General features: G+C 75.0%; 18 protein-coding genes. 8 read left to right on the top strand and 10 right to left on the bottom strand.

Translation table 11 applies throughout. The annotated features are described in order from the left end of the window. Positions 1–50: 50 nt before the first annotated feature. Positions 51–1,190: a glycosyltransferase family 4 protein gene (locus V5O49_RS16140; RefSeq protein WP_332903115.1), complete on the bottom strand. Its 1,140-nt coding sequence runs from the start codon at positions 1,188–1,190 to the stop codon at positions 51–53. Between the two features lie 78 nt (positions 1,191–1,268). On the opposite strand from V5O49_RS16140, the gene holA reads away from it, so the two are divergent. Next, the gene (gene holA / locus V5O49_RS16135; protein WP_278234828.1) at positions 1,269–2,282 is read left to right on the top strand and encodes a DNA polymerase III subunit delta; all 1,014 of its coding nucleotides are present in this window, start codon (positions 1,269–1,271) and stop codon (positions 2,280–2,282) included. Positions 2,283–2,366: 84 nt separating this feature from the next. Here holA and rpsT read toward each other — a convergent pair whose 3' ends face one another. Continuing rightward, positions 2,367–2,627: a 30S ribosomal protein S20 gene (gene rpsT / locus V5O49_RS16130; RefSeq protein ID WP_332903114.1), complete on the bottom strand. Its 261-nt coding sequence runs from the start codon at positions 2,625–2,627 to the stop codon at positions 2,367–2,369. A gap of 191 nt (positions 2,628–2,818) precedes the next feature. Further along, entirely contained in the window at positions 2,819–3,346 is a 528-nt protein-coding gene (locus V5O49_RS16125) for a type II toxin-antitoxin system PemK/MazF family toxin (RefSeq protein WP_278234826.1), read from the bottom strand. 79 nt (positions 3,347–3,425) lie between these two features. Between V5O49_RS16125 and V5O49_RS16120 the strand changes: the two genes are divergently transcribed. Genes V5O49_RS16120 through V5O49_RS16105 form a run of 4 tightly spaced genes read left to right on the top strand, consistent with a single transcriptional unit; the run spans position 3,426 to position 8,173 of the window. Continuing rightward, positions 3,426–5,006, top strand: coding sequence for a circularly permuted type 2 ATP-grasp protein (locus tag V5O49_RS16120; protein WP_332903113.1), 1,581 nt, complete (start codon positions 3,426–3,428; stop codon positions 5,004–5,006). Continuing rightward, a complete protein-coding gene (locus V5O49_RS16115) occupies positions 5,000–5,932 on the top strand; it encodes an alpha-E domain-containing protein (RefSeq protein WP_278234824.1) in 933 nt (310 codons plus the stop codon). Before V5O49_RS16120 ends, V5O49_RS16115 begins: the two co-directional genes overlap by 7 nt. Then, positions 5,929–6,768, top strand: coding sequence for a transglutaminase family protein (locus V5O49_RS16110; protein WP_278234823.1), 840 nt, complete (start codon positions 5,929–5,931; stop codon positions 6,766–6,768). The genes V5O49_RS16115 and V5O49_RS16110 overlap by 4 nt, the downstream gene beginning before the upstream one ends. A 25-nt stretch (positions 6,769–6,793) precedes the next feature. Further along, entirely contained in the window at positions 6,794–8,173 is a 1,380-nt protein-coding gene (locus V5O49_RS16105; protein ID WP_332903112.1) for an alpha-amylase family glycosyl hydrolase, read from the top strand. Between the two features lie 2 nt (positions 8,174–8,175). Here V5O49_RS16105 and V5O49_RS16100 read toward each other — a convergent pair whose 3' ends face one another. Then, complete coding sequence (locus tag V5O49_RS16100; protein WP_332903111.1) at positions 8,176–8,961, bottom strand: maleylpyruvate isomerase N-terminal domain-containing protein; 786 nt, start codon at positions 8,959–8,961, stop codon at positions 8,176–8,178. Positions 8,962–9,098: 137 nt separating this feature from the next. Between V5O49_RS16100 and lepA the strand changes: the two genes are divergently transcribed. Together lepA and hemW are read left to right on the top strand one after the other, a co-directional pair. Further along, positions 9,099–10,976, top strand: coding sequence for a translation elongation factor 4 (gene lepA / locus V5O49_RS16095; protein WP_405001199.1), 1,878 nt, complete (start codon positions 9,099–9,101; stop codon positions 10,974–10,976). After that, the gene (gene hemW / locus V5O49_RS16090; protein ID WP_332903109.1) at positions 10,976–12,271 is read left to right on the top strand and encodes a radical SAM family heme chaperone HemW; all 1,296 of its coding nucleotides are present in this window, start codon (positions 10,976–10,978) and stop codon (positions 12,269–12,271) included. Before lepA ends, hemW begins: the two co-directional genes overlap by 1 nt. Here hemW and V5O49_RS16085 read toward each other — a convergent pair whose 3' ends face one another. Further along, positions 12,272–12,751: a DUF4870 domain-containing protein gene (locus V5O49_RS16085; RefSeq protein WP_278234819.1), complete on the bottom strand. Its 480-nt coding sequence runs from the start codon at positions 12,749–12,751 to the stop codon at positions 12,272–12,274. Positions 12,752–12,868: 117 nt separating this feature from the next. Further along, positions 12,869–13,264, bottom strand: a complete 396-nt coding sequence (locus V5O49_RS16080) for a DUF4870 domain-containing protein (protein ID WP_278234818.1) — start codon at positions 13,262–13,264, stop codon at positions 12,869–12,871. Between the two features lie 129 nt (positions 13,265–13,393). Here V5O49_RS16080 and V5O49_RS16075 point away from each other — a divergent pair, with 129 nt between their 5' ends. Continuing rightward, positions 13,394–13,924, top strand: a complete 531-nt coding sequence (locus V5O49_RS16075; RefSeq protein WP_278234817.1) for a DUF4282 domain-containing protein — start codon at positions 13,394–13,396, stop codon at positions 13,922–13,924. Positions 13,925–13,935: 11 nt separating this feature from the next. Here the strand turns inward: V5O49_RS16075 and V5O49_RS16070 are convergent, their stop codons facing one another. From V5O49_RS16070 to V5O49_RS16055, 4 genes are all read right to left on the bottom strand, one after another. Further along, on the bottom strand, positions 13,936–14,805 hold the full coding sequence (locus V5O49_RS16070; RefSeq protein ID WP_278234816.1) for a DUF3097 domain-containing protein: 870 nt from the start codon (positions 14,803–14,805) through the stop codon (positions 13,936–13,938). A 9-nt stretch (positions 14,806–14,814) separates the two neighbouring features. Further along, positions 14,815–17,676 carry an ATP-binding protein gene (locus tag V5O49_RS16065; protein WP_332903108.1) on the bottom strand — a complete coding sequence of 954 codons (2,862 nt, stop codon included), beginning with the start codon at positions 17,674–17,676 and terminating at the stop codon, positions 14,815–14,817. Positions 17,677–17,710: 34 nt separating this feature from the next. Continuing rightward, positions 17,711–17,917, bottom strand: coding sequence for a hypothetical protein (locus V5O49_RS16060; RefSeq protein WP_332903107.1), 207 nt, complete (start codon positions 17,915–17,917; stop codon positions 17,711–17,713). A 172-nt stretch (positions 17,918–18,089) separates the two neighbouring features. Further along, positions 18,090–20,933 carry an ATP-binding protein gene (locus V5O49_RS16055; RefSeq protein WP_332903106.1) on the bottom strand — a complete coding sequence of 948 codons (2,844 nt, stop codon included), beginning with the start codon at positions 20,931–20,933 and terminating at the stop codon, positions 18,090–18,092. Positions 20,934–20,958 lie beyond the last annotated feature (25 nt).

The raw sequence follows: 20,958 nt of genomic DNA, 5'->3' as shown, positions 1-20,958 counted from the left end.
CGAGAGGCGACGGAACGGCACGCGGCGCCTCGGTGGCCCCGGCGCGCGCTTCACCCGGTGAGCAGTCCGTGCAGGATCTCGAACCGTTCGTCCCAGGTCCAGGCGTCCGCGACCCAGCCCGGCCCGGCGGCACCCATCCGCCGGCTCCGCACCGGGTCCGCGAGGAGCTCGACCAGACGGGCCGCGACGTCGTCCGGGTCGGTGCCGTCGACGACGAACCCGGTGACGCCGTCGCGCACCGCGTCGGGTGCCCCGCCGGAGTCACCCACGACGACGGGCAGACCGGCGGCCTGGGCCTCGAGGTAGACGATGCCGAGCCCCTCGACCTCGAGCCCGCCCCGTCGGGTGCGCGACGGTCCGGCGAACACGTCCGCAGCGCTGTAGAAGGCCGGCATCGCCGCGTGCGGGTGCCCCCCGGCGAGGACGACGTGGTCGGACACGCCGTGCTCGTCCACGAGACGGCGCAGCCGGTCGGCGGCGGGACCGTCGCCGACCAGGAGCAGCCGGGCGTCGGGGATCTCGCGCAGCACGGCGGGCAGGGCGCGCACCAGGGTGTCCTGGCCCTTGCGCTCGACCAGCCGGGCGGCGCACAGCACCACGGGAGCGTCGGCCGGGATGCCGTGGCGCTCGCGGACCGCGCGGCCGCCGGCGGGGTCGGTGCCGGCGAAGGTCGAGGGGTCGACGCCGGGGGAGAGGCGCACGGCACGGGCGGCGGCCTCGGCGCCGACGGCGTCGGCCAGCACCCCGACGGTGCGGTCCGAGAGGTAGGTGAGGTGGTCGACGGACCGGCCGATGCGGCGCAGGGCCGCCCGGGTGCCGGGGACGCGGGCCCACCACAGCTCGTGGCCGTGGGTGGTGGCCACCATCCGGCGCACGCCCGTGCGCCGCCGCAGCGCCGGTGCCATGAGTCCCAGGGGTGCGGCGGCGCCGAACCAGACCGTGTCGCACCCGTGCGCGTCCACGAGCCGGGCGACCTCACGGGTCCGCGCCGGGGTGGGCAGCAGCATGCGGGTCCGTGCCCGGACGACGGGGTGGGGCAGGGTGCGGTCGTACTCCGCCTGCCCGGGGGTCGAGGAGGTGTACACGACCACGTCGTCGGGGTCGAAGCGCGAGGTCATCGCGTGGACGAACGTCTCGATGCCGCCCTGGCGCGGCGGGAAGTCGTTGGTGACGACGAGGGTCCGAGGCACCGGGACAGGCTACCGGGCGCGCTCCGGGCGTACTCCGGGCTGCGCCGTCGTGTCGGTCGGGTCTGGCAGGCTGGTCCCGTGCCGCCCGCCTCCCGCTCCCGCCCCGCGAAGACCTCCGCGAACCAGCGCCCCTGGAACGACCCGACCCTCGCTCCGGTGGTCCTGGTCCGCGGCCCCGAGGGCCTGCTGGCCGAGCGCGCGGTGGACGGCGTGGTGGCACTCGCCCGCGAGCGCGACCCGGAGGTCGAGCGTGCCGAGCTGGACGCGCCGACCTACGCGGCCGGCCAGCTCACGGTGGCGGCCAGCCCGTCGCTGTTCGGCGAGGCGAAGGTCGTGGTCGTGCGGGGAGCAGAGGCGTGCACCGACGACCTGGTGGCCGACGTCGTCGACTACGTGGCCGCACCCGACCCGGAGACGGTCGTGGTGGTGGTGCACGGCGGCGGGAACCGCGGCAAGAAGATGCTCGACGCGATCACCGGGTCCGGTGCGCCGGTGCTGCAGTGCGACGCCGTGAGCAAGGACGCGGACAAGGTGGCGTTCGTCGGCGGCGAGTTCCGGGCCGCGCGGCGCCGTGCCGAGCAGGCCGCGGTGCGGGCGCTGGTCGACGCGCTGGGCAACGACCTGCGCGAGCTCGCGGCGGCCTGCTCCCAGCTCGTCGCGGACACCACGGGCACGATCTCCGCCGAGACGGTGGACCGGTACTACGGCGGCCGCGTGGAGGCGACCGGTTTCAAGGTGGCCGACGCCGCGGTGGCCGGCGACGCCGGGGCCGCGGTGGCGCTGCTGCGGCACGCCCTGGCCACCGGGGCCGACCCCGTGCCCGTCGTGGCGGCGCTGGCGCTGCGGCTGCGGACGCTGGCCCGGGTGGCGGCGATCCGCGGGGGGACGACGACGGCGCGCGAGCTCGGCCTGCAGGACTGGCAGGTGCGCAACGCCCAGCGGGACCTGTCCCGGTGGACGCCGGAGGGGCTGGCCACCGCCATCACCGCGGTGGCCAAGGCCGACGCCGACGTCAAGGGCGGCGGGCGCGACCCCGTCTACGCCGTGGAGACCGCGGTGCTGACGATCGCGCGCTCCGGCGGACGGTCCTGACGGTCCCGGACGCACGAACGCCCCTGCACCCGGACGGGGGCAGGGGCGTTCGACGTCACGGCCGCGCGGGGCGGCCGGTGAGCGTCAGAGCGCGTCGACGGCCTTCGAGATGGCCGACTTGCGGTTCGCGGCCTGGTTGGGGTGGATGACACCCTTCGAGACAGCCTTGTCGAGCTTGCGCGACGCGACGCGGAGCGCCTCGTTGGCGGCCTCCTTGTCGCCGGCGGCGACGGCCTTGCGGACCTTGCGGACGTGAGTCTTGAGCTCCGACTTCACGGAGCGGTTCCGCAGGCGCGCCTTCTCGTTCTGCAGGTTGCGCTTGATCTGGGACTTGATGTTTGCCACGAGAGAACTTCCTGGTGTGTTCGCCTGTCGGCGAGCGGATAGGTCGTAGAGGGCGGCCGCACATCCGGGACTGGGGGTGGGGAACCCCGTGGAGAGGACCTGCGGCGGTGCCCGCCGACCTGGGCGGACACGCAGAGATCTACGGTACCAGCCGCGACCCTCCCGGGAGAAACGGTGTGACCGACGTCGCGTCAGCGACGGGCGCGGCTCATCGTGTCGACGACCTGGCGGAAGGTCGCGGCGTCCAGCACCGCACCCTCGCGGCGCACGGCGTCGGGCGCCACCCGCACGACGCGGTTCACCCGCACCTCGCTGGGCCGGCCCCGGGCGTCCCACGGCCCGGACCCGATGTCCATCCACAGCCGGCCGTACCGGGCCTCCGTGGCCGCGTCGCGGTCGTGGTCCTTGCTGGTCAGCTGCAGGGCGAGCAGCCACGGGCCGTCGTGGCCGATCAGCAGCACCGGCCGGTCCTTGCCGCGGCTGTGGTCCTCCTCGAACGGCACCCAGGTCCACACGATCTCGCCGGGGTCCGGCGCACCGTCCAGGTGCGGGGAGTACACGGGCCGCACGACGCCGGTGAAGTCCCCCGGGTAGCGCACGGCACCGGCGGGCGCCTGCCGGCCCGGGGGCGCCGTCGGGCGTCGTCGCGACCGCGCGACCGCCGACCCGACGGCGCGCGCCGCCTCACGCAGGAGTCTCGTCCACCGGTGGCTCGCCATGCCGGACAGCCTACGGCGCGACACGCGGCCGAAACGTCGCGGGAACACGCCGGTCGGACGGGACCACTAGCGTGACTGCATGGCGGACCTGTTCGACGACTACCCCCTGGGCCCGGCGTTCGACGAGCTCATCGACCGTGAGCGCGCGGTGCGGCCCCGCTACGAGCAGGTGCACGCCACCTTCGCCTCGTTGTCGCCCGAGGAGGTCGCCGCCCGCTCGGACACGCTGGCGCGCTCCTTCCTGGCCCAGGGCATCACCTTCGACGTCGCGGGCGAGGAGCGGCCCTTCCCGCTGGACGTGGTGCCCCGTGTCGTCGAGCCGGACGAGTGGGACCGGATCAGCCGGGGCGTGCAGCAGCGGGTGCGGGCCCTGGAGGCGTTCCTCGCCGACGTCTACGGCCCGCAGCACGCGGTGCGCGACGGCGTGGTCCCGCGTCGGCTCATCGAGTCCAGCGGCGAGTTCCAGCGGGCGGCGCACGGCATCGTCCCGGCCAACGGCGTGCGGTGCCACGTCGCCGGGGTCGACCTGATCCGCGACGAGGCCGGGGAGTTCCGGGTGCTGGAGGACAACGTGCGGGTGCCCTCCGGCGTCAGCTACGTGCTGGCGAACCGGCAGGCGATGGTCCGCACGGTCCCCGAGCTGTTCTCCGAGCTGCGGGTGCGCAGCGTCGTGGAGTACCCGCGCCGGCTGCGGTCCGCGCTGGTGGCCGCGGCCCCCGACGGCACGCCGGACCCGACGGTCGTGGTCCTCACGCCCGGGGTGTTCAACTCCGCCTACTACGAGCACGCGCTGCTGGCGCGGCTCATGGGGGTCGAGCTCGTCGAGGGGCGGGACCTGTACTGCGCCGCCGGGCGCGTCTACATGCGCACCACGAGCGGCCCCCAGCGCGTCGACGTGATCTACCGCCGCGTCGACGACGCGTTCCTCGACCCCGTGCAGTTCCGGGCCGACTCCGTCCTCGGGGTGCCGGGCCTGGTCGACTGCGCCCGCCGCGGCACGGTGGCGCTGGCCAACGGGCTCGGCAACGGCGTCGCCGACGACAAGCTGGTCTACACCTACCTGCCGGACCTGGTGCGCTACTACCTGTCCGAGGAGCCGGTGCTGCAGAACGTCGACACCTGGCGCCTCGAGGAGCCGGGCGCGCTGACCGAGGTGCTCGAACGGCTCGACGAGATGGTCGTCAAACCCGTCGACGGCGCCGGGGGCAAGGGGATCGTCGTCGGCCCGGACGCCTCGGCCGACGAGCTGGCCGCCCTGCGCGCTCGGCTGGTCGCCGACCCGCGCGGCTGGATCGCCCAGCCGGTGGTGCAGCTGTCCACCACCCCGACCTACGTCGACGGCGCCTTCCGGCCCCGGCACGTGGACCTGCGCCCGTTCGCGGTCAACGACGGCGACGACGTCTGGGTGCTGCCCGGCGGGCTGACCCGGGTGGCGCTCGGGGAGGGCCAGCTCGTGGTCAACAGCTCCCAGGGCGGCGGGTCGAAGGACACCTGGGTGCTCGAGCACCCTCGCGACCACGGCGCCGCCCCGACGACCGACGACGCCGCCTCCCCGCGTCCGGCCGAGGCCGGGGTGCCGATCGCGACCAACCCGGCCGACGTCGTCGACCTGCACCACCAGCAGCAACAGCAGCAGCAACAGGAGGTGCCCCCGTGCTGAGCCGGATCGCCGAGTCCCTGTTCTGGATCGGCCGGTACGTCGAGCGGGCGGACGACACCGCCCGGATCCTCGACGTGCACGTGCAGATGCTCTCCGAGGAGCCGTGGGCGGAGGAGTCCCTGGCGTGCCGGTCGCTGCTGGCGATCATGGACCACCCCGCCCCGTCGGACGACGCCGTCGTCGGGCGCGACGCCGTCGTGCGGCTGCTGGCCCACGACCGGTCCAACCCGTCGGCCATCGCCGGTGCGCTGGTCGCGGCACGGGAGAACGCCCGTCGGGCCCGCGAGATCGTCTCCACCGAGCTGTGGGAGACGCTCAACACCACGCGCAACGAGGTCTCGGTCGTCGGCCGTCGCGTCGGGGCGCACGAGTTCTTCGGCTGGGTGCGTCAGCGGGCGGCGGTGGTGGCGGGACTGATGGACTCCGCGACCCCGCACGACGCCACCTGGCACTTCATGGTGCTGGGCCAGTCGCTCGAGCGGGCCGACATGACGGCCCGCCTGCTGACCACCCAGGCGCGGCTCGGGGCCGCGGGGCCGGGATGGACGACGGTGCTGCGCTCCTGCGGCGCCCACGAGGCCTACCTGCGGGCCCACCGCGGCCGCACCTCCGACGTCGACGCCGCCGGGTTCCTCGTGCGCGACCGGCTGTTCCCGCGCTCGATCGTCTACGCGCTGGGGGCCGCCGACCGGGCGCTGCGTGCGCTCGAACCGGTCGAGAGCCGCCGCGAGATCAGCGACGAGGCGGTCCGCCAGCTGGGCATCGTGCGGGCGCGGCTGGAGTTCGCCCGCCGCACCGACACCCTCGAGGACCTGCCCGCCACGCTGGAGCAGGTCCAGCAGGCGTGCTCGCGGGCGTCGGACGCGATCCGTGACCGGTACTTCCCGTCGTCGGCGACGACGGCCTGGGTGGGGGAGGCGCTGTGAGCCTGCTGCGCGTGGTGCACACGACGAGCTTCGACTACGCCGGGGACGTGACGGCCTCGTACAACGAGGCGCGGATGCGACCGGCCGACGACGACCACCAGGTCGTGCGGTCGGCCCGCGTCGACGTCGAGCCGTCCACCTGGACCGACTCCTACCGCGACTACTGGGGCACCCACGTCACCCTGTTCGAGGTGCTGCGCCCGCACGGGAGCCTGCGGATCGTCGCCGACGCGACCGTCGAGGTGACGGCACCGGGACCCGCGCGGTCCGCGGTCGGCTGGGAGGACCTCGGCGGTCCCGCCGTCCTGGACGAGCACGCCGGCTACCTCGGTCACACCCCGACCACGGCGGTGCCCGACGACGTGGCGGCGCTCGCGCTGGAGGCGGCCGGGGGACTGGACCCCGGCCCCGCGGCCGAGGCGGTCTGCCTGGCGGTGCGCGACCGTCTGGAGTACGTGCCGGGGGTGACCACCGTGCACACGCCCGCGGCGGACGCGTGGGCCTCGCGCGAGGGGGTCTGCCAGGACATGGCGCACCTGGGCATCGGTGCGCTGCGGTCGCTCGGCATCCCGGCGCGCTACGTCTCCGGGTACCTGCACCCGCAGGCCGACGCCGAGATCGGGGTGCCCGAGACCGGCGAGTCGCACGCCTGGCTGGAGTGGTGGGTCGGGCAGTGGGTGGCCTACGACCCCACGAACCGGCGGTACGCCGGGGAGGACCACGTCGTCGTCGGCCGCGGGCGCCAGTACGGCGACGTCCCCCCGCTCAAGGGCGTCTACGCCGGTCCGGGCGCGAGCGAGCTGGACGTGACCGTGGAGATCACCCGCCTGGCGTGAGACGGGCACCGGATAGGTTGGCGGCATGACCGACGACGACGGAGCGCGTCCGGCCGAACCCGGCTGGGTCGCGCACGCGATGTGGTGGCACGTCTATCCCCTGGGCTTCGTGGGCGCGCCGGTCCGTCCGGCCGAGGGCGCCGAGGGTGCCGGCGGCACGGCCGTCGTGCACCGGCTGGGGCGGATCGAGGCGTGGCTCGACCACGTCGTCGCGCTCGGGCTGAACGGCCTGCTGCTCGGGCCCGTGTTCGCCTCGTCGACGCACGGGTACGACACGGTCGACCACCTGCGCGTCGACCCGCGGCTCGGCGACGAGGCCGACCTGCAGCGCCTCGTCGACGCCGCCCACGCCCGGGGCGTGCGGGTGCTGCTCGACGGCGTCTTCCACCACGTCGGGCGCGAGCACCCGGCGGTGCGGGCGCTGGAGGCCGAGGGGCCGGGGTCCCCGGCGGCGGCGCTGTTCCGCGTCGACCGCGACGCCGTCGACCCCGCGACGTGGCGGCCGGGGGACCCGGTGCCGGTCGCCGTGTTCGAGGGCCACGACCAGCTCGTCGCGCTGGACCACGGCTCGCCGGCGGTCGAGGACCTCGTCGTCGAGGCCATGACCCACTGGCTCGACCGCGGTGTCGACGGCTGGCGGCTGGACGCCGCCTACGCCGTGCCGCCGGCCTTCTGGGCGCGGGTGCTGCCACGGGTCCGCGAGCGCCACCCCGAGGCGTGGTTCACCGGCGAGGTGATCCACGGCGACCTGCCCGGGATCGTGGCGGCGTCGACCGTGGACTCGGTGACCCAGTACGAGCTGTGGCAGGGGATCTGGCACGCGATCGCCGACGAGAACCTGTTCGAGCTCGCCCACGCGCTCGGGCGGCACGCGCAGTTCCTGCGCTCGTTCGTCCCGAGCACGTTCGTCGGCAACCACGACGTGACCCGGATCGCCGACGCCGTCGGGGACCGGCACGTGCCGCACGCGCTCGCGGTCCTGTGCACCGTCGCGGGGACGCCGTCGTTCTACGCCGGGGACGAGCTGGGGCTGCACGGCGTCAAGGAGGAACGGCTCGGCGGCGACGACGCCGTGCGGCCCGAGCTCGCCGAGCGGCCCCCGGGTCCGCAGGACCTGTCGGCCGAGGCGGCCGCGGTCCTGGCGGTCACCCGCGAGCTGGTCGCGCTGCGCCGGCGGCGGCCCTGGCTGCGCACCGCGGTCACCGACGTCGTGCAGGTGGCCAACCCGACGATCGTGCTGCGCACGGCGCGCGACGCCGACGCCGTGGTCACGGTCCTGCACCTCGGCGACGGCGAGGTCACGGTCCCGGCCGCGGGGTCGCGGCAGGTGCTGGCGGGCACGGGCGTGCTCGCCGGCGACGTGGTGCGGGTGCCCGCGCACGGCTGGGCGGTGCTGGGTTCCTGAGCTCAGGGCACCAGCCGGTCGTCCAGCAGGGAGGTCACCGCGCCGGCGTCGCCCGTGATCCGGGCGTCGGCCTCGCCCGGGGTGAGCCGGCGCCAGAGCACGAGGGCCAGCTCGCGGGCCGGGGCCCGCAGCTCGGCGGCGGCATCGCGGTCCGGGTCGGTGTCGGCCGGCCCCAGCCGCCAGGACCATCCCAGGTCGGTGGCCGTCAGCCGCACCGAGGAGGCCAGCGGCGCCGCGCGCCCCAGGGCGACCTGCCGGGGCAGGAACATGCCCACCACCTCGTCGACGGCGTCGCCCCAGGCCGCGGCGGGGACGTCGACCGAGCGCTCGCGGGCGGCGCGCGGCCCGGACCCGAGGGCGGCGGCGCGCAGGTCGTGCAGGTGGATCAGCGTCTCGTGCGCCTGCCGGCGGTGCCAGAACGACACCGGCCCGGTGCCGAGCAGCGTCCACGCCGGGTCGTCCGCGGGCAGCGCCGCCAGCGTGTCCCGCAGCTCGGCGGCCTGCGCCGCGTAGAACGGAGCGAGGTCGAACGGGCCGCGCCCGAGCGGCGTCTCCTGCCGGCGACGTACCTGGCCCGCGGCCCAGTGGTGGATCCGGGCGAGGTGCACCACCAGCCGGGTGACCGTCCAGCGTCCGCAGGCGGGGACCGGGGCGCGCGGGTCGGCGTCGGGCACCTCCGCCAGGACGGCCGCCTGCAGCGCGGCGAGGCGGCTCAGGTGGTCGAGGTCCGGCCCGCCGTCGGACCGCAGCCCGCTGGAGGGGTCCACGGCGGGTGTCACGGTGGTCATGGACGCCAACCTAGAGCGGTGGCACGGGCACCGACAGGGGCGCGACGGACCCTGTCCGTCCAGATCCCGCCAGGGGGCTCGCCGGGACCGTGGGACAATGACCGGGCCCAGCAGTCCAGCATCGACCCGACGGAGACGTGTTGCCCATCCCGTCCGCCTCCCTGAGCGAACGCATCCAGCCGAACGCGACCCCGCCCGAGCTGATCCGCAACTTCTGCATCATCGCGCACATCGACCACGGCAAGTCGACGCTGGCGGACCGCATGCTGCAGCTCACCGGCGTCGTGCAGCCGCGCGACGCCCGGGCGCAGTACCTCGACCGCATGGACATCGAGCGCGAGCGCGGCATCACGATCAAGTCGCAGGCCGTGCGGATGCCCTGGCAGCGGGGCGAGGAGCCGTACGCGCTCAACATGATCGACACCCCCGGCCACGTGGACTTCACCTACGAGGTGTCCCGCTCGCTGGCCGCCTGCGAGGGCGCGGTCCTGCTGGTCGACGCCGCCCAGGGCATCGAGGCCCAGACGCTGGCCAACCTGTACCTGGCGATGGAGCACGACCTGGAGATCATCCCGGTCCTGAACAAGATCGACCTGCCCGCCGCGCAGCCCGAGAAGTACGCGGCCGAGCTCGCCGGTCTGGTCGGCGGGGAGCCGGAGGACGTGCTGCGGGTCTCGGGCAAGACCGGTGACGGCGTCACCGAGCTGCTCGACGTCATCGTGGACCGCATCCCGTCGCCGGTCGGCGACCCGGACGCCCCCGCGCGCGCCATGATCTTCGACTCGGTGTACGACACCTACCGCGGCGTGGTCACGTACGTGCGCGCGGTCGACGGCAACCTCAACCCGCGCGAGCGCATCGAGATGATGTCGACCAAGGCCACCCACGAGCTCCTCGAGATCGGCGTCATCTCGCCCGAGGCGATCAAGACGAACGGTCTGGGCGTCGGCGAGGTCGGCTACCTCATCACCGGCGTGAAGGACGTGCGCCAGTCCAAGGTGGGTGACACCGTCACCAGCGCCCGGCAGCCGGCGTCCGAGCCGCTGGGCGGTTACGAGGAGCCCAAGCCGATGGTGTTCTCGGGCCTGTACCCGATCGACGGGTCGGACTACCCGACGCTGCGCGACGCGCTGGACAAGCTCAAGCTCAACGACGCCGCCCTCAACTACGAGCCGGAGACCTCCGTGGCCCTCGGCTTCGGCTTCCGCGTCGGCTTCCTGGGGCTGCTCCACCTGGAGATCGTGCGCGAGCGCCTGGAGCGCGAGTTCGACCTCGACCTCATCTCGACCGCCCCGAACGTCGTCTACGACGTGACGCTGGAGGACGGCACCGAGGTCAAGGTCACCAACCCCTCGGAGTTCCCGGCCGGGAAGATCAAGGACGTCCGTGAGCCGATCGTCAGGGCCACGGTGCTCGCGCCGAGCGAGTTCGTCGGCGCGGTCATGGGCCTGTGCACCGACCGCCGCGGCCAGATGGAGGGCATGGACTACCTGTCCGAGGACCGGGTCGAGCTGCGCTGGACGCTGCCGCTGGCCGAGATCGTCTTCGACTTCTTCGACGCGCTGAAGTCGCGCACCCGCGGCTACGCCTCGCTGGACTACGAGCCCTCCGGCGACCAGGTGGCCGACCTGGTCAAGGTCGACATCCTGCTGCAGGGCGACCAGGTCGACGCCTTCAGCGCCATCGTGCACAAGGACGCGGCCTACGAGTACGGCGTCAAGATGACGGCCAAGCTCAAGGAGATCATCCCGCGCCAGCAGTTCGAGGTGCCGATCCAGGCGGCCGTCGGCGCACGCATCATCGCCCGCGAGACGGTGCGCGCCATCCGCAAGGACGTGCTCGCCAAGTGCTACGGCGGCGACATCTCCCGGAAGCGCAAGCTGCTGGAGAAGCAGAAGGAGGGCAAGAAGCGGATGAAGAACATCGGGTCCGTCGAGGTCCCGAAGGAAGCCTTCATCTCCGCGCTGTCCTCCGACGGCTCCGGCGGCAAGGAGACCAAGGACAAGAAGAAGTAGTGCCCGCGCTGCCCGACGGCGAACCCGTCCCGGCGGACGGCGCCCTGCCCGAGCTCGTGGCCCGGACGGCGGGCGCCGAGACCGACGACGCCTCGTCGCGCTCCCGGTTCGGCGTGTACGTGCACGTGCCGTTCTGCTCGGTGCGATGCGGCTACTGCGACTTCAACACCTACACCGCGTCCGAGCTCGGCGGCGGCGCCTCGCAGCACGAGTACGCCACGACGGCGCTCGGCGAGGTCGACCTGGCCGCGCGCGTGCTCGACGCCGCCGGTCTGGGCGACCGGCCCGTGTCGACGGTGTTCTTCGGCGGCGGGACGCCGACGATGCTGCCGGCCGGCGACCTGGTGCGGATCCTGGACGGCGTGCGGTCGGCCTGGGGCCTGGCCCCCGACGCCGAGGTGACGACCGAGGCGAACCCCGACTCGGTGACGCCCGGCTCGCTGGCGACCCTGGCCGAGGCCGGTTTCACGCGGGTCTCGTTCGGCATGCAGTCCGCGGTGCCGCGCGTCCTGGCGACGCTCGAGCGCACCCACGACCCCGCGCGGCTGCCCGACGTCGTGCGCTGGGCCCGCGAGGCCGGGCTCGCGGTCTCGGTCGACCTCATCTACGGCACCCCGGGGGAGTCGCTGGACGACTGGAGGACGTCGGTCGAGGCCGCCCTGGCCACCGGCGTCGACCACGTGTCCGCGTACGCGCTGGTCGTCGAGCCCGGGACGAAGATGGCCGCCCAGGTGCGGCGCGGCCAGCTGACCCTCCCGGACGAGGACGACCAGGCCGCCAAGTACGAGCTCGCCGACGACCTGCTCACGGCGGCCGGCCTGGGCTGGTACGAGGTCAGCAACTGGTCGCGCGGCCTGGAGCAGGCGTGCCGGCACAACCTGGCCTACTGGCGCGGGGACGACTGGTGGGGCATCGGCCCCGGGGCGCACTCCTACGTCGGGGCGTCCGACGGCGGTGCGGGAGGCAGCGGTGCCGCCGACGGCGCGGCGGGGGTGCGCTGGTGGAACGTCAAGCACCCGCTGCGCTACGCGACGCTGCTCGGCCGGGGGCGCTCGCCGGGGGCGGGGCGCGAGGTGCTGACCCGCGACGAGGCGCACCTGGAGCGGGTGATGCTCGGGGTCCGGCTCGCCGAGGGGCTCGACCTGGACGTGCTGGACGCCGACGGCCGCCGCGCCGTCGCCGGACTGGTCGCGTCCGGGCTGCTCGACGGGGCGGCGGCCGTGCGGGGCCGGGCGGTGCTCACGCGGCGCGGACGGCTCCTGGCCGACGCGGTCGTGCGCGAGCTGACCGCCTGATCACTTGATGAACGTGATCTTGAACGGGTAGCGGTACCACTCGTCGCGCGAGGCGGCCATCGCCCCCAGGATGCCGAAGACGATCGTGCACACCCAGGCGGCGAAGACGATCAACCCACCGACGATGATGATCGTGAGGATCCACCCCACGACGTAGCCGATGAGCATCGTGAGCTGGAAGTTCAGCGCCTCCTTGCCCTGGTCGTCCAGGCGCGCGCTGCGGTCCTTGTACACGAGCCAGACGATCAGCGGGGCGAGGAAGCCCACGAGGATGCCGCCGGCGTGCGCGATGATCGACCAGGTCCGCTCCTCCGACGGGGCGACCGGCTGGGGTGCGGCGGCGCCCTGCGGGTAGCCCGGCTGGCCCTGCGGGGGCTGCTGGTAGCCCTGCTGGTAGCCCTGCGGGGGCTGCTGCGGCTGCTGTCCCTCGGGCTGCTGCGGGCGCTGGTCGGCGTGCGGGTCTGGAGTCGACTCGGTCATCTGCTTCCTCTCCTTCGACGGGCGGCGCGCTTGCCGCACCGGACACATCGGGCGAACCTACCGGGCAGGAGGGCACCGGTGGGGTGTCCCTGACCGGCGGCCGGGGATTTCACCCGGTCACTTCACCAGCCGCAGGGTCAGGGGGTAGCGGTAGGCCTCGTACCGGTTGACGGTGATCGCCGCGATGATGGCGAACACGATGCCCAGGACCCACACCACGGCGAGGACCAGCCACCCGACCAGCAGCCAGACGGTCAGCCAGCCGACGACCTGCCCGATGAGCAGCGTGATCTGGAAGTTCAGCGCCTCCTTGGCCTGGTCGGCGACGAACGCGCTGCGGTCGCGCAGGGCGAGCCAGATCACGAGCGGGGCCACGAAGCCCAGCGATCCCGCCGTGATGATCCCGACGAGCAGCGGGCCGATGTGGGCCATGATCGCCCAGGTGCGCTCGTCGGGCGGGGACAGCGGTCGCGGGCCCGCGGGCGGGCCGGTGGGCGGCGGGTTCTGCGTCATACGTCCATCCTGGCAGCACGGGGGACGAAATCCCATCGTCGTGGCTCCGTGGGCAGCGGCTCCGGTGGCGAGGCCGTGCCCGCGGCACGACAGTGGTGCTCGGCAACCGCATCCCGAGCAGGAGGAACGATGTCCGAGAACCCCCCGCAGCAGCCCGGACGACCCGAGGACCCCTACGGCGGGCAGCCGTCGCAGCCGGACCCCGCGCAGCAGCCGTACCAGCAGCCGTACACCGGACAGCAGCACTCCGGGCAGCCGGCGGCGTCCTACCCGCCGCCGTCGGGCCACCAGGGCGGCCAGCAGCCGTTCTACGCGAGCGCGGCGTCGTCGGCCGCCGGCGTGGCGCGCGACGACACCAAGGGGCTGATCGGCTCCCTGTTCGACTTCTCGTTCAGCAACTACGTCACGCCGAAGATCGTCAAGATCGTCTACGTCATCCTGACGATCCTGGTCGCCATCGGCTGGCTGTTCTCCTTCATCGCCGGCATCGCCACGCTGTTCTCCGACCAGTGGTACGTCGGGCTCTTCACCATCCTGTTCGGCTGGATCGGCGCGCTGGTCTACCTGGCGGTCTGGCGGATCGGTCTGGAGGTCTTCCAGGCGGTGGTGAACATCTCCGAGAAGGTCAACCACTACGCCCAGCGCGACGGCATGGTCTGATCAGCGTCTGATCACGCCGTCACGAAGTCGATGAGCTCCTCGACCCGGCCCAGGAGGGCCGGGTCGAGGTCGCGGAAGTCGCGCACCGAGCCCAGGATCCGCTGCCAGGCCCGCCCGACGTCCGCGGTCGAGCTTCCGGGCCAGCCCAGCTCGCGCAGGATGCCGCGCTTCCACTCGGTGCCGCGCTCGATGGTCGGCCACGACTCCAGGCCGACCCGGGCAGGCTTCACGGCCTGCCAGACGTCCACGTAGGGGTGCCCGAGCACCAGGACGGTGCCGTCCGGGACCGTGCGCAGCGCCTCCGCCGCGATCCGCTGCTCCTTGGCTCCCGGCACGAGGTGGTCCACCAGCACCCCGACCCGGCGCTCGGGCGTCGGGGAGAACTCGGCGAGGGCCTCGGCCAGGTGGTCCACGCCGTCGAGCATCTCGACCACGACGCCCTCGATGCGCAGGTCGTCGCCCCACACCTTCTCCACGAGCTCGGCGTCGTGCTTGCCCTCCACCCAGATGCGCGACCCGCGCGCGACGCGGGCGCGAGCCCCGTGCACCGCGACGGAGCCGGAGGCCGTCCGCGTCGGTGCGGCCGGTGCCCGGGAGGTGACCGGCGCGGTGAGCTCGACCGGCTGCCCGTCGACCCAGAACCCCTTGCCCAGCGGGAAGGACCGGGTCCGGCCGCGGCGGTCCTCCAGCACCACGAGGTGCACGCCGCCGGACTTCTCCACGCGGGTCACGGCGCCGACCCAGCCGCTGGTCACCTCCTCGACCACGAGGCCGTGCTCGGCCGGCTGCGGCCGCGTGGTCGGCCGCGCGCGGTGGTGGGCCGAGCCGCCGGGCGCGCCGGGGGAGGAGGACAGGACGTCGGAGCCGTAGCGATCGTGCACGCCGTGAGCCTAGGCAGACGGCGCCCGGCCCGTGGGGTCGACACGCTCGGCACCGGCCGTCCCGGACCGGGCCACGACGGCGGCCTCGGTGCGGCTGGACACCCCGAGCTTGCGCAGGATGGCCGAGACGTGCACCGAGGCGGTCTTGCGGGAGATGTACAGCCGCTCGGCGATCTGGCCGTTCGTCAGCCCCTCGGCGACCAGCTCCAGCACCTGGCGCTCGCGGTCGGTGAGCCGGTCGGCCGCCTCGTCCGGCCGACGCCGCGACGGCGAGGCCGCACCGGCCCCGGCCAGGAGCCCGGCCGCGTGCCGGGCCACCAGCCCGCACCCGATCGTCTCGGCCTCCCGGACCGCCGACTCCAGCGCGACACGGCCGCCGGGCCGGTCCCCTGCGGCCAGGAGACCGGCGCCCTCGCGGTAGCGGGCGTAGGGGCGCAGGTACGCCGGGGCGCCGTCGTCGGGCCCGAGGGAGGCCACCGCGGACCACGGGCCCTCGCCGAGCTCGGCCGCGAACACCGCCGACCACACGCCGTGGGTCGGCCACCCGGAGCAGTCGGCGAGCGCCGCGCGGTACGGGGCCCGGTCCACGTCGCGTCCGGCGGCCCCCGCCGCGGCCAGCGCCCGGGCCGCGATCCCGAGGATCGGCAGCAGCGACGACGCCGACCGACGCTGCAGGGGGTCGGCCACGGCGTCGGCCACGACACGGAGGGCCTCGTCCACGTCCCCGCGCTCGAGGGCCAGGTCCGCCAGCGTGGTGGTGAGCAGCGAGCGCACCTGCAGCTCGATCCGGCCGTGCCGTTCCCAGGACGCCCGGTACGTCCGGACCACGGACTCCGCCTGCTCGACCTCCCCGCGCCACAGCAGGAGCCAGGCCCAGAGCTCGGTGAGGGTGACGGTGAAGACGCTGCGTCCCAGCAGGGGGACGGTGCGCTCGAACCAGGCCGCCGCCTCGTCCCAGCGGCCGAGGTCGACCAGCGCCTCGATGCCGTTGCCCTCGATCCGCGACCGCATCCCGATCCCGGTGCCCCGCTCCCGCGCCCGGGCGGCCCCCTCCTCGGCGATCTCCAGCGCCCGGTGCGCCCTGCCGACGCGCAGCGTGGCCTCGGAGGCGTTGACGAAGTGCTTCATCAGCGCGTCCCAGTCGTCGCCGGCGAGCGCGCGGTCGAGGGCGAAGTCCTCGAGCCCGTCCATGTCACCGGTGATCACGCGGCTGACCGCGCGGATGTTGACGCACCGTGCCTGCAGGCGGCGATCCCCGGCCTCCTCGGCGGCCGCCAGCCCCCGGTTCGCGAGCTCGATGGCCCGGTCCTCGAGCCCTTCCATCATCGCGCCCCGGGCGGACTCCGTGAGCAGGGCGGCGCGCCCGGCGACGTCGTCGTCCGGGATCTCCTCCAGGGCGTGGTCGAGCAGGCGCCGCCCCTCGTCGGACCCGGTGACCTCGGCAGCCGTGGACAGCGTCACGTAGGCGGAGACACGCCCGGCCGGGTCCTCCGGCGGCCACTCGTCGAGGGCCTGGCGCGCGAGCGCGAGCGCGCGCTCGGCCTGGGACCCGACGTGCAGCGCCCAGGCCACCCGCCGCATGAGCTCGGCGTGGGTGGTGCCCGCGACCTCCTCGGGGTCCGCGACCAGGTCCCACAGCTCGAGCGCCCGTTCGCCCAGGGCGACGGCCGTGGACGTCGCCGCGTACTCGCCGGCCGCGGCCTGGCCCGCCACGCACGCGGCGAGCGCCCGGTCCGGCACGCGGGCACGCCACCAGTGGTCCGCGATCTCCGCGAGGCGGGCGATGGTGGCCGGCCGGGTCTCCAGGGCGCGGGCGTAGGCGGTGTGCAGGCGCCGGCTCTCGCTGGGCAGCAGCTCGGTGGCCACGGCCTCCTGCATCAGGGCGTGCCGGAACCGGTAGCCGTCGGCGTCGACGACGAGGACCCCGGCCTCGACGGACTCGCGGGCGGCGGGCTCCGCGTCCCGGACGGCCTCGTCGCCGAGCGCCGCGGCGAGCAGCTCGTGCCCGACGCTCTGCCCGGCGGCGGCCACGGTGCGGCAGAACTCCTGCGCGTCGCGGCCGAGGCGCGAGTACCGCAGGAGCATCAGGTCGCGCACCGACTCGGGCAGGGTGACGCCGACCCCGGTGGCGAGCTCCTCGACGTAGAACGGCACGCCCTGGCTGCGGTCGACGACCTCCTCGAGGTCGACGGCTCCGGCGTCGAGGTGCGCCCGGAACAGGGTGACGACGTCGTGGGCGGCGAGTCGCGGGACCTCGACCCGGGTGGCGAGCCGGGCCCGCTCGATCTCCGCGAGCGCGGCCCGCAGGGGGTGGGTCCGTCCGACGTCGTCGCTGCGGTAGGTGACCACCAGCAGCAGCCGGCGGCCGGGGGCGGTGCGGGCGAGGCGGGCCACGCAGCCGCGGGTGGCGTCGTCGGACCAGTGCAGGTCCTCGATCACGACCACGACGGGCCGCCTCCCGGCGAGCGTGGTGAGCAGTGCGGCGAGGGCCTCCGGGAGGCGCCCGGCCTCCCCGTCCGCCCGCACCTCGACCAGCTCGGGGAGCACGACGCCGAGGGCGTCCGCCGCCGGTCCGGCGGCCTCAAGCGTGGCCTCGGGTCCCAGCGCGGTGACGGCGTCCCGCAGCAGACCCTCGAGCCCGGCGTACGGCACGGGGCCGGCGCCGGAGTCGGCGCACTGGCCCCGCAGGACGAAGGCCGGGCCGGCACCGGACCCGTCGAGGAGCTCCTCGACGAGGCGCGTCTTGCCGATCCCGGCCTCCCCGCCCACGACCACGCACTGCCCGTCGCCGTGCGTGGCCTCCTCGAGGAGGCCACGCAACGTCGCGAGCTCGGTCTCGCGGCCGATCAGCGGGACCCGGCTGACCCTCATGGAGTCATGCTGCCAGCCCCCGGGGCGGTACGCCTCAGGCTGCGCGGACCGCACGGGCCCGGGCCATGCGCAGGCGGTCGAGGAGCACCAGGACGCGGGGGCGCGGGGCCGGCTCGGGGTGGCGGCGGTGCCGCGGCACGTCCTGCGCGGCGCGCTCGGCCGCCCGACGGCGGTGCTCCGCCTCGCGGACGACCTCGGCCTCCTGCAGGCGGTACATCTGGTGGAGCTGTTCAGGGGACATGGTGACCCTCCCTGGTCGGCGGGCCGGGGTGGCTCCGCGATGACTCCAGGTTCGGTCCCTGAGGTAGGGGCGTGGATCGGTCGTCCGACCGGTCTTCGCCGGCGGATCGGTGGGGGAGCCTGAGGTACCACCCCGGTCCGGGACGGCGTACGTCTGAGGTACCCCGGAGGGCTCAGCCGTGGTGCGCCGCGGACCGGGCCACGACGGCGGCCTCGGTGCGGCTGGACACCCCGAGCTTGCGCAGGATCGCCGAGACGTGCACCGAGGCGGTCTTGCGGGAGATGAACAGCCGCTCGGCGATCTGGCCGTTCGTCAGCCCCTCGGCGACCAGCTCCAGCACCTGGCGCTCCCGGTCGGTCAGCGGGTCGACGCCCGCGCCGGCCGGCCGGCGCCGGGTCGGTGCCCCGAGCCCCGCGTCGTGCAGCAGCGAGGTCGCGCGGGCGAGCACGGAGCCTGCCCCGATGCCGCGCGCGGCCTCCGCGGCGTCACCGAGGAGGTCGCGTGCGCGAGCCTTGTCACCCGTCGCGAGCCGGTGCTCGCCCTCGCGCACCAGGGCATAGGGACGCAGGTGCGCCGGGGCGCCGTCGTCGGGACCGAACGCGGCGACCTCGGACCACGGGGTCCGGCCCAGCTCGGCGTCGAACACGGTCGCCCACAGCCGGTGGGTCGGCCAGAAGGAGGCGGCGGCCAGGGTCTCCTCGTAGGGTCCGACGTCGACCGTCCGGCCGGAGGCTCGGGCCCGCGCGAGCACGCGGGCGGCGACCGCCAGCATCGTCAGGGCGTACGCCCCGGACAGCCGGCCGGGGTCGGTGGCGGGGCGGACCAGGTCGAGCGCGTCGTCGACGTCGTCGCGTGCGAGGGCCAGCTCGGCCAGCGTGGCCGGGGCCCGAGCCCGGACCTGCAGCTCCACCTCGGCGAACCGCAGCCACACGGCCCGGTGGCGCCGTCCCATCGCCTGGGCGGTCTCGACGTCCCCGCGCCACAGCGTGAGCCACGTCCATCGTTCGGCCAGGTAGACGGCCCAGGCGCTCGGCGAGACGGACGTCGTCGCGCTCCGGTACCAGGCGTCGGCCTCCTCCCAGCGGCCGAGCCCGATGAGGGCCTCGGCGACGTTGCCCTCCAGCATCGCGCGGCTGCTCCAGCCGGATCCCCCGGCGCGGCCGACCTCGGCACCGGCCGAGGCGGTCCGCAGCGCCTCGGCGAACCGGCCGAGCCGGAGCTGGTGGTCGGAGAGGTTGGTGAAGTAGTGGGCCCGCCCGGCCCAGTCGTCCCCGGAGAGGCGGCGGGACTCCTCGAGCTCGTCGAGGCCGCCCGGGTCGCCCGCGCTCAGCCGCGCGAGACCGCTGTTGTTGAGCAGCAGCGCGGCGGTGGACCGGTCGCCCACAGCCGTCGCGGCCTCGTAGCCGCGACCGGCGGCCGCCACCGCCTCCCGGAACCGGCCGGCGAGCATCTTGGCACGGGCGTCCAGGCGCAGGAGCTCGGCGAGCGTCCCGAGGTCGTCCTGCGGTGCCGCCGCGAGCGCCTCCTGGGTCAGGTCCAGCCCCGTCACGTCGCCGGCACGCAGCTGCTGCACCGCGACGAGCCCGAGGGTGCGGGCCCGGCCCGCGGGGTCGTCGGCGGGCCACTCGTCCAACGCCTGACGCGCCAGCGCCAGGGCCCGGTCGACGTGGGTCGCGACGGTCTCGGCCTCGGCGACCCGGACCAGCAGCTCGTGGTGCGTGGTCCCGGTGACGTCCGCCGCGTCGGGCACGGTGTCCCAGAGCTCGAGAGCCCGTTCGCCGAGCCGGACGGCGGCCGCCGGGGCGACGTCGTTCGCGGCGGCGTCCAGGCCGGTCACCGCGGCGGCCAGGGCGCGGTCCGGCACGCGGGCGTGCCACCAGTGGTCGGCCTGCTCGACCAGCCGCGGCACGGTGGCCGGACCGCTGGCCAGCGCCTCGGCGTAGGCCGCGTGCAGCCGCCGCCGCTCGGTGGGCAGCAGCTCCGCCTCGACGGCCTCCTGCATCAGGGCGTGGCGGAACCCGTAGCCGTCGAGACCGGCCTGCAGGACCAGGGCGTCCACGGCCTCGCGTGCCGCGGGTTCGGCCCGCTCGAGCGCCTCGTCGCCCAGGACGGCGGCCAGCACGTCACGGTCGGCGCGGACCCCGCCGGCAGCGACGACCCGGCAGAACGCCTGCGCCGCCTCCGACAGGCCCGCGTAGCGCAGCAGCAGGACGTCGCGCAGGGAGACGGGGATGTCACCGTCGTAGCAGCAGGCGAGCTCCTCGACGTAGAAGGGCACGCCCTCGGCGCGGTCGACGAGCTCGTCCAGACGGCCGGCGTCGATGCCCGACCCGTCCTCCGGTGTGCCGGTCAGGACGGCGCGGGCGAGCTCGACGACCTCCGGGCCGGCGAGACGCGGCACCGCGACGCGGTCGGCGAGGCGGGCCCGGTCGAGCTCGGCGAGGGTGGTGCGCAGCGGGTGACGTCGTCCGACGTCGTCGCTGCGGTAGGTGACCACCACGAGCAGGCGGGTCGACCGCGCGGCGCGTGCGAGCCGGGTCACCGCGGTCCGGGTCACGTCGTCGGACCAGTGCAGGTCCTCGACGACGACGACCACCGGCCGGGTGGCGCCGACGGTGGTGAGCAGGTCGGCAAGGACCTCGGGCGCGCGCCCGCCGTCGACACCGGGCCGGACGGCGACGAGCCGCGGCAGGATCACGCCCAGGGCGTCGGCCGCGGGGCCGGCGGCGGCCAGCACCTCGTCGTCGCCCAGCGCGGCGACCAGGTCGCGCAGGACGCCGTCGAGCCCGGCGTACGGCACCGGTCCGGACCCGGACGCCGCGCACTGCCCGCGGGCCACGAGGACGTCGTCGCCGGCATGGTCGACCAGCTCGGTCACCAGGCGCGTCTTGCCGATGCCGGCTTCGCCGGCGAGCACGACGGTGCCGCCGGAGCCCTCGCGGGCGTCGGACAGCGCTGCCCGCAACGCGGCGAGCTCCGTGGTGCGACCGACCAGAGGGGTGCGACCCGGCGACATACCGTCATCGTGCCAGGCGACGATG

Source organism: Isoptericola haloaureus, from assembly GCF_036689775.1.
Lineage (GTDB): Bacteria > Actinomycetota > Actinomycetes > Actinomycetales > Cellulomonadaceae > Isoptericola > Isoptericola haloaureus.
Note: the sequence above shows the minus strand (reverse complement) of the source record. Positions and strands in the feature narration are given on the sequence as shown.

Bases quoted from the DNA above. Each gene is read 5' to 3' on its own strand.
- V5O49_RS16125 (WP_278234826.1), bottom strand. From the start codon at position 3,346: ATGGCGAGCCACCGGTGGACGAGACTCCTGCGTGAGGCGGCGCGCGCC.
- V5O49_RS16120 (WP_332903113.1), top strand. From the start codon at position 3,426: ATGGCGGACCTGTTCGACGACTACCCCCTGGGCCCGGCGTTCGACGAG.
- V5O49_RS16105 (WP_332903112.1), top strand. From the start codon at position 6,794: ATGACCGACGACGACGGAGCGCGTCCGGCCGAACCCGGCTGGGTCGCG.
- V5O49_RS16100 (WP_332903111.1), bottom strand. From the start codon at position 8,961: ATGACCACCGTGACACCCGCCGTGGACCCCTCCAGCGGGCTGCGGTCC.
- V5O49_RS16085 (WP_278234819.1), bottom strand. From the start codon at position 12,751: ATGACCGAGTCGACTCCAGACCCGCACGCCGACCAGCGCCCGCAGCAG.
- V5O49_RS16080 (WP_278234818.1), bottom strand. From the start codon at position 13,264: ATGACGCAGAACCCGCCGCCCACCGGCCCGCCCGCGGGCCCGCGACCG.
- V5O49_RS16075 (WP_278234817.1), top strand. From the start codon at position 13,394: ATGTCCGAGAACCCCCCGCAGCAGCCCGGACGACCCGAGGACCCCTAC.
- V5O49_RS16065 (WP_332903108.1), bottom strand. From the start codon at position 17,676: ATGAGGGTCAGCCGGGTCCCGCTGATCGGCCGCGAGACCGAGCTCGCG.
- V5O49_RS16060 (WP_332903107.1), bottom strand. From the start codon at position 17,917: ATGTCCCCTGAACAGCTCCACCAGATGTACCGCCTGCAGGAGGCCGAG.
- V5O49_RS16055 (WP_332903106.1), bottom strand. From the start codon at position 20,933: ATGTCGCCGGGTCGCACCCCTCTGGTCGGTCGCACCACGGAGCTCGCC.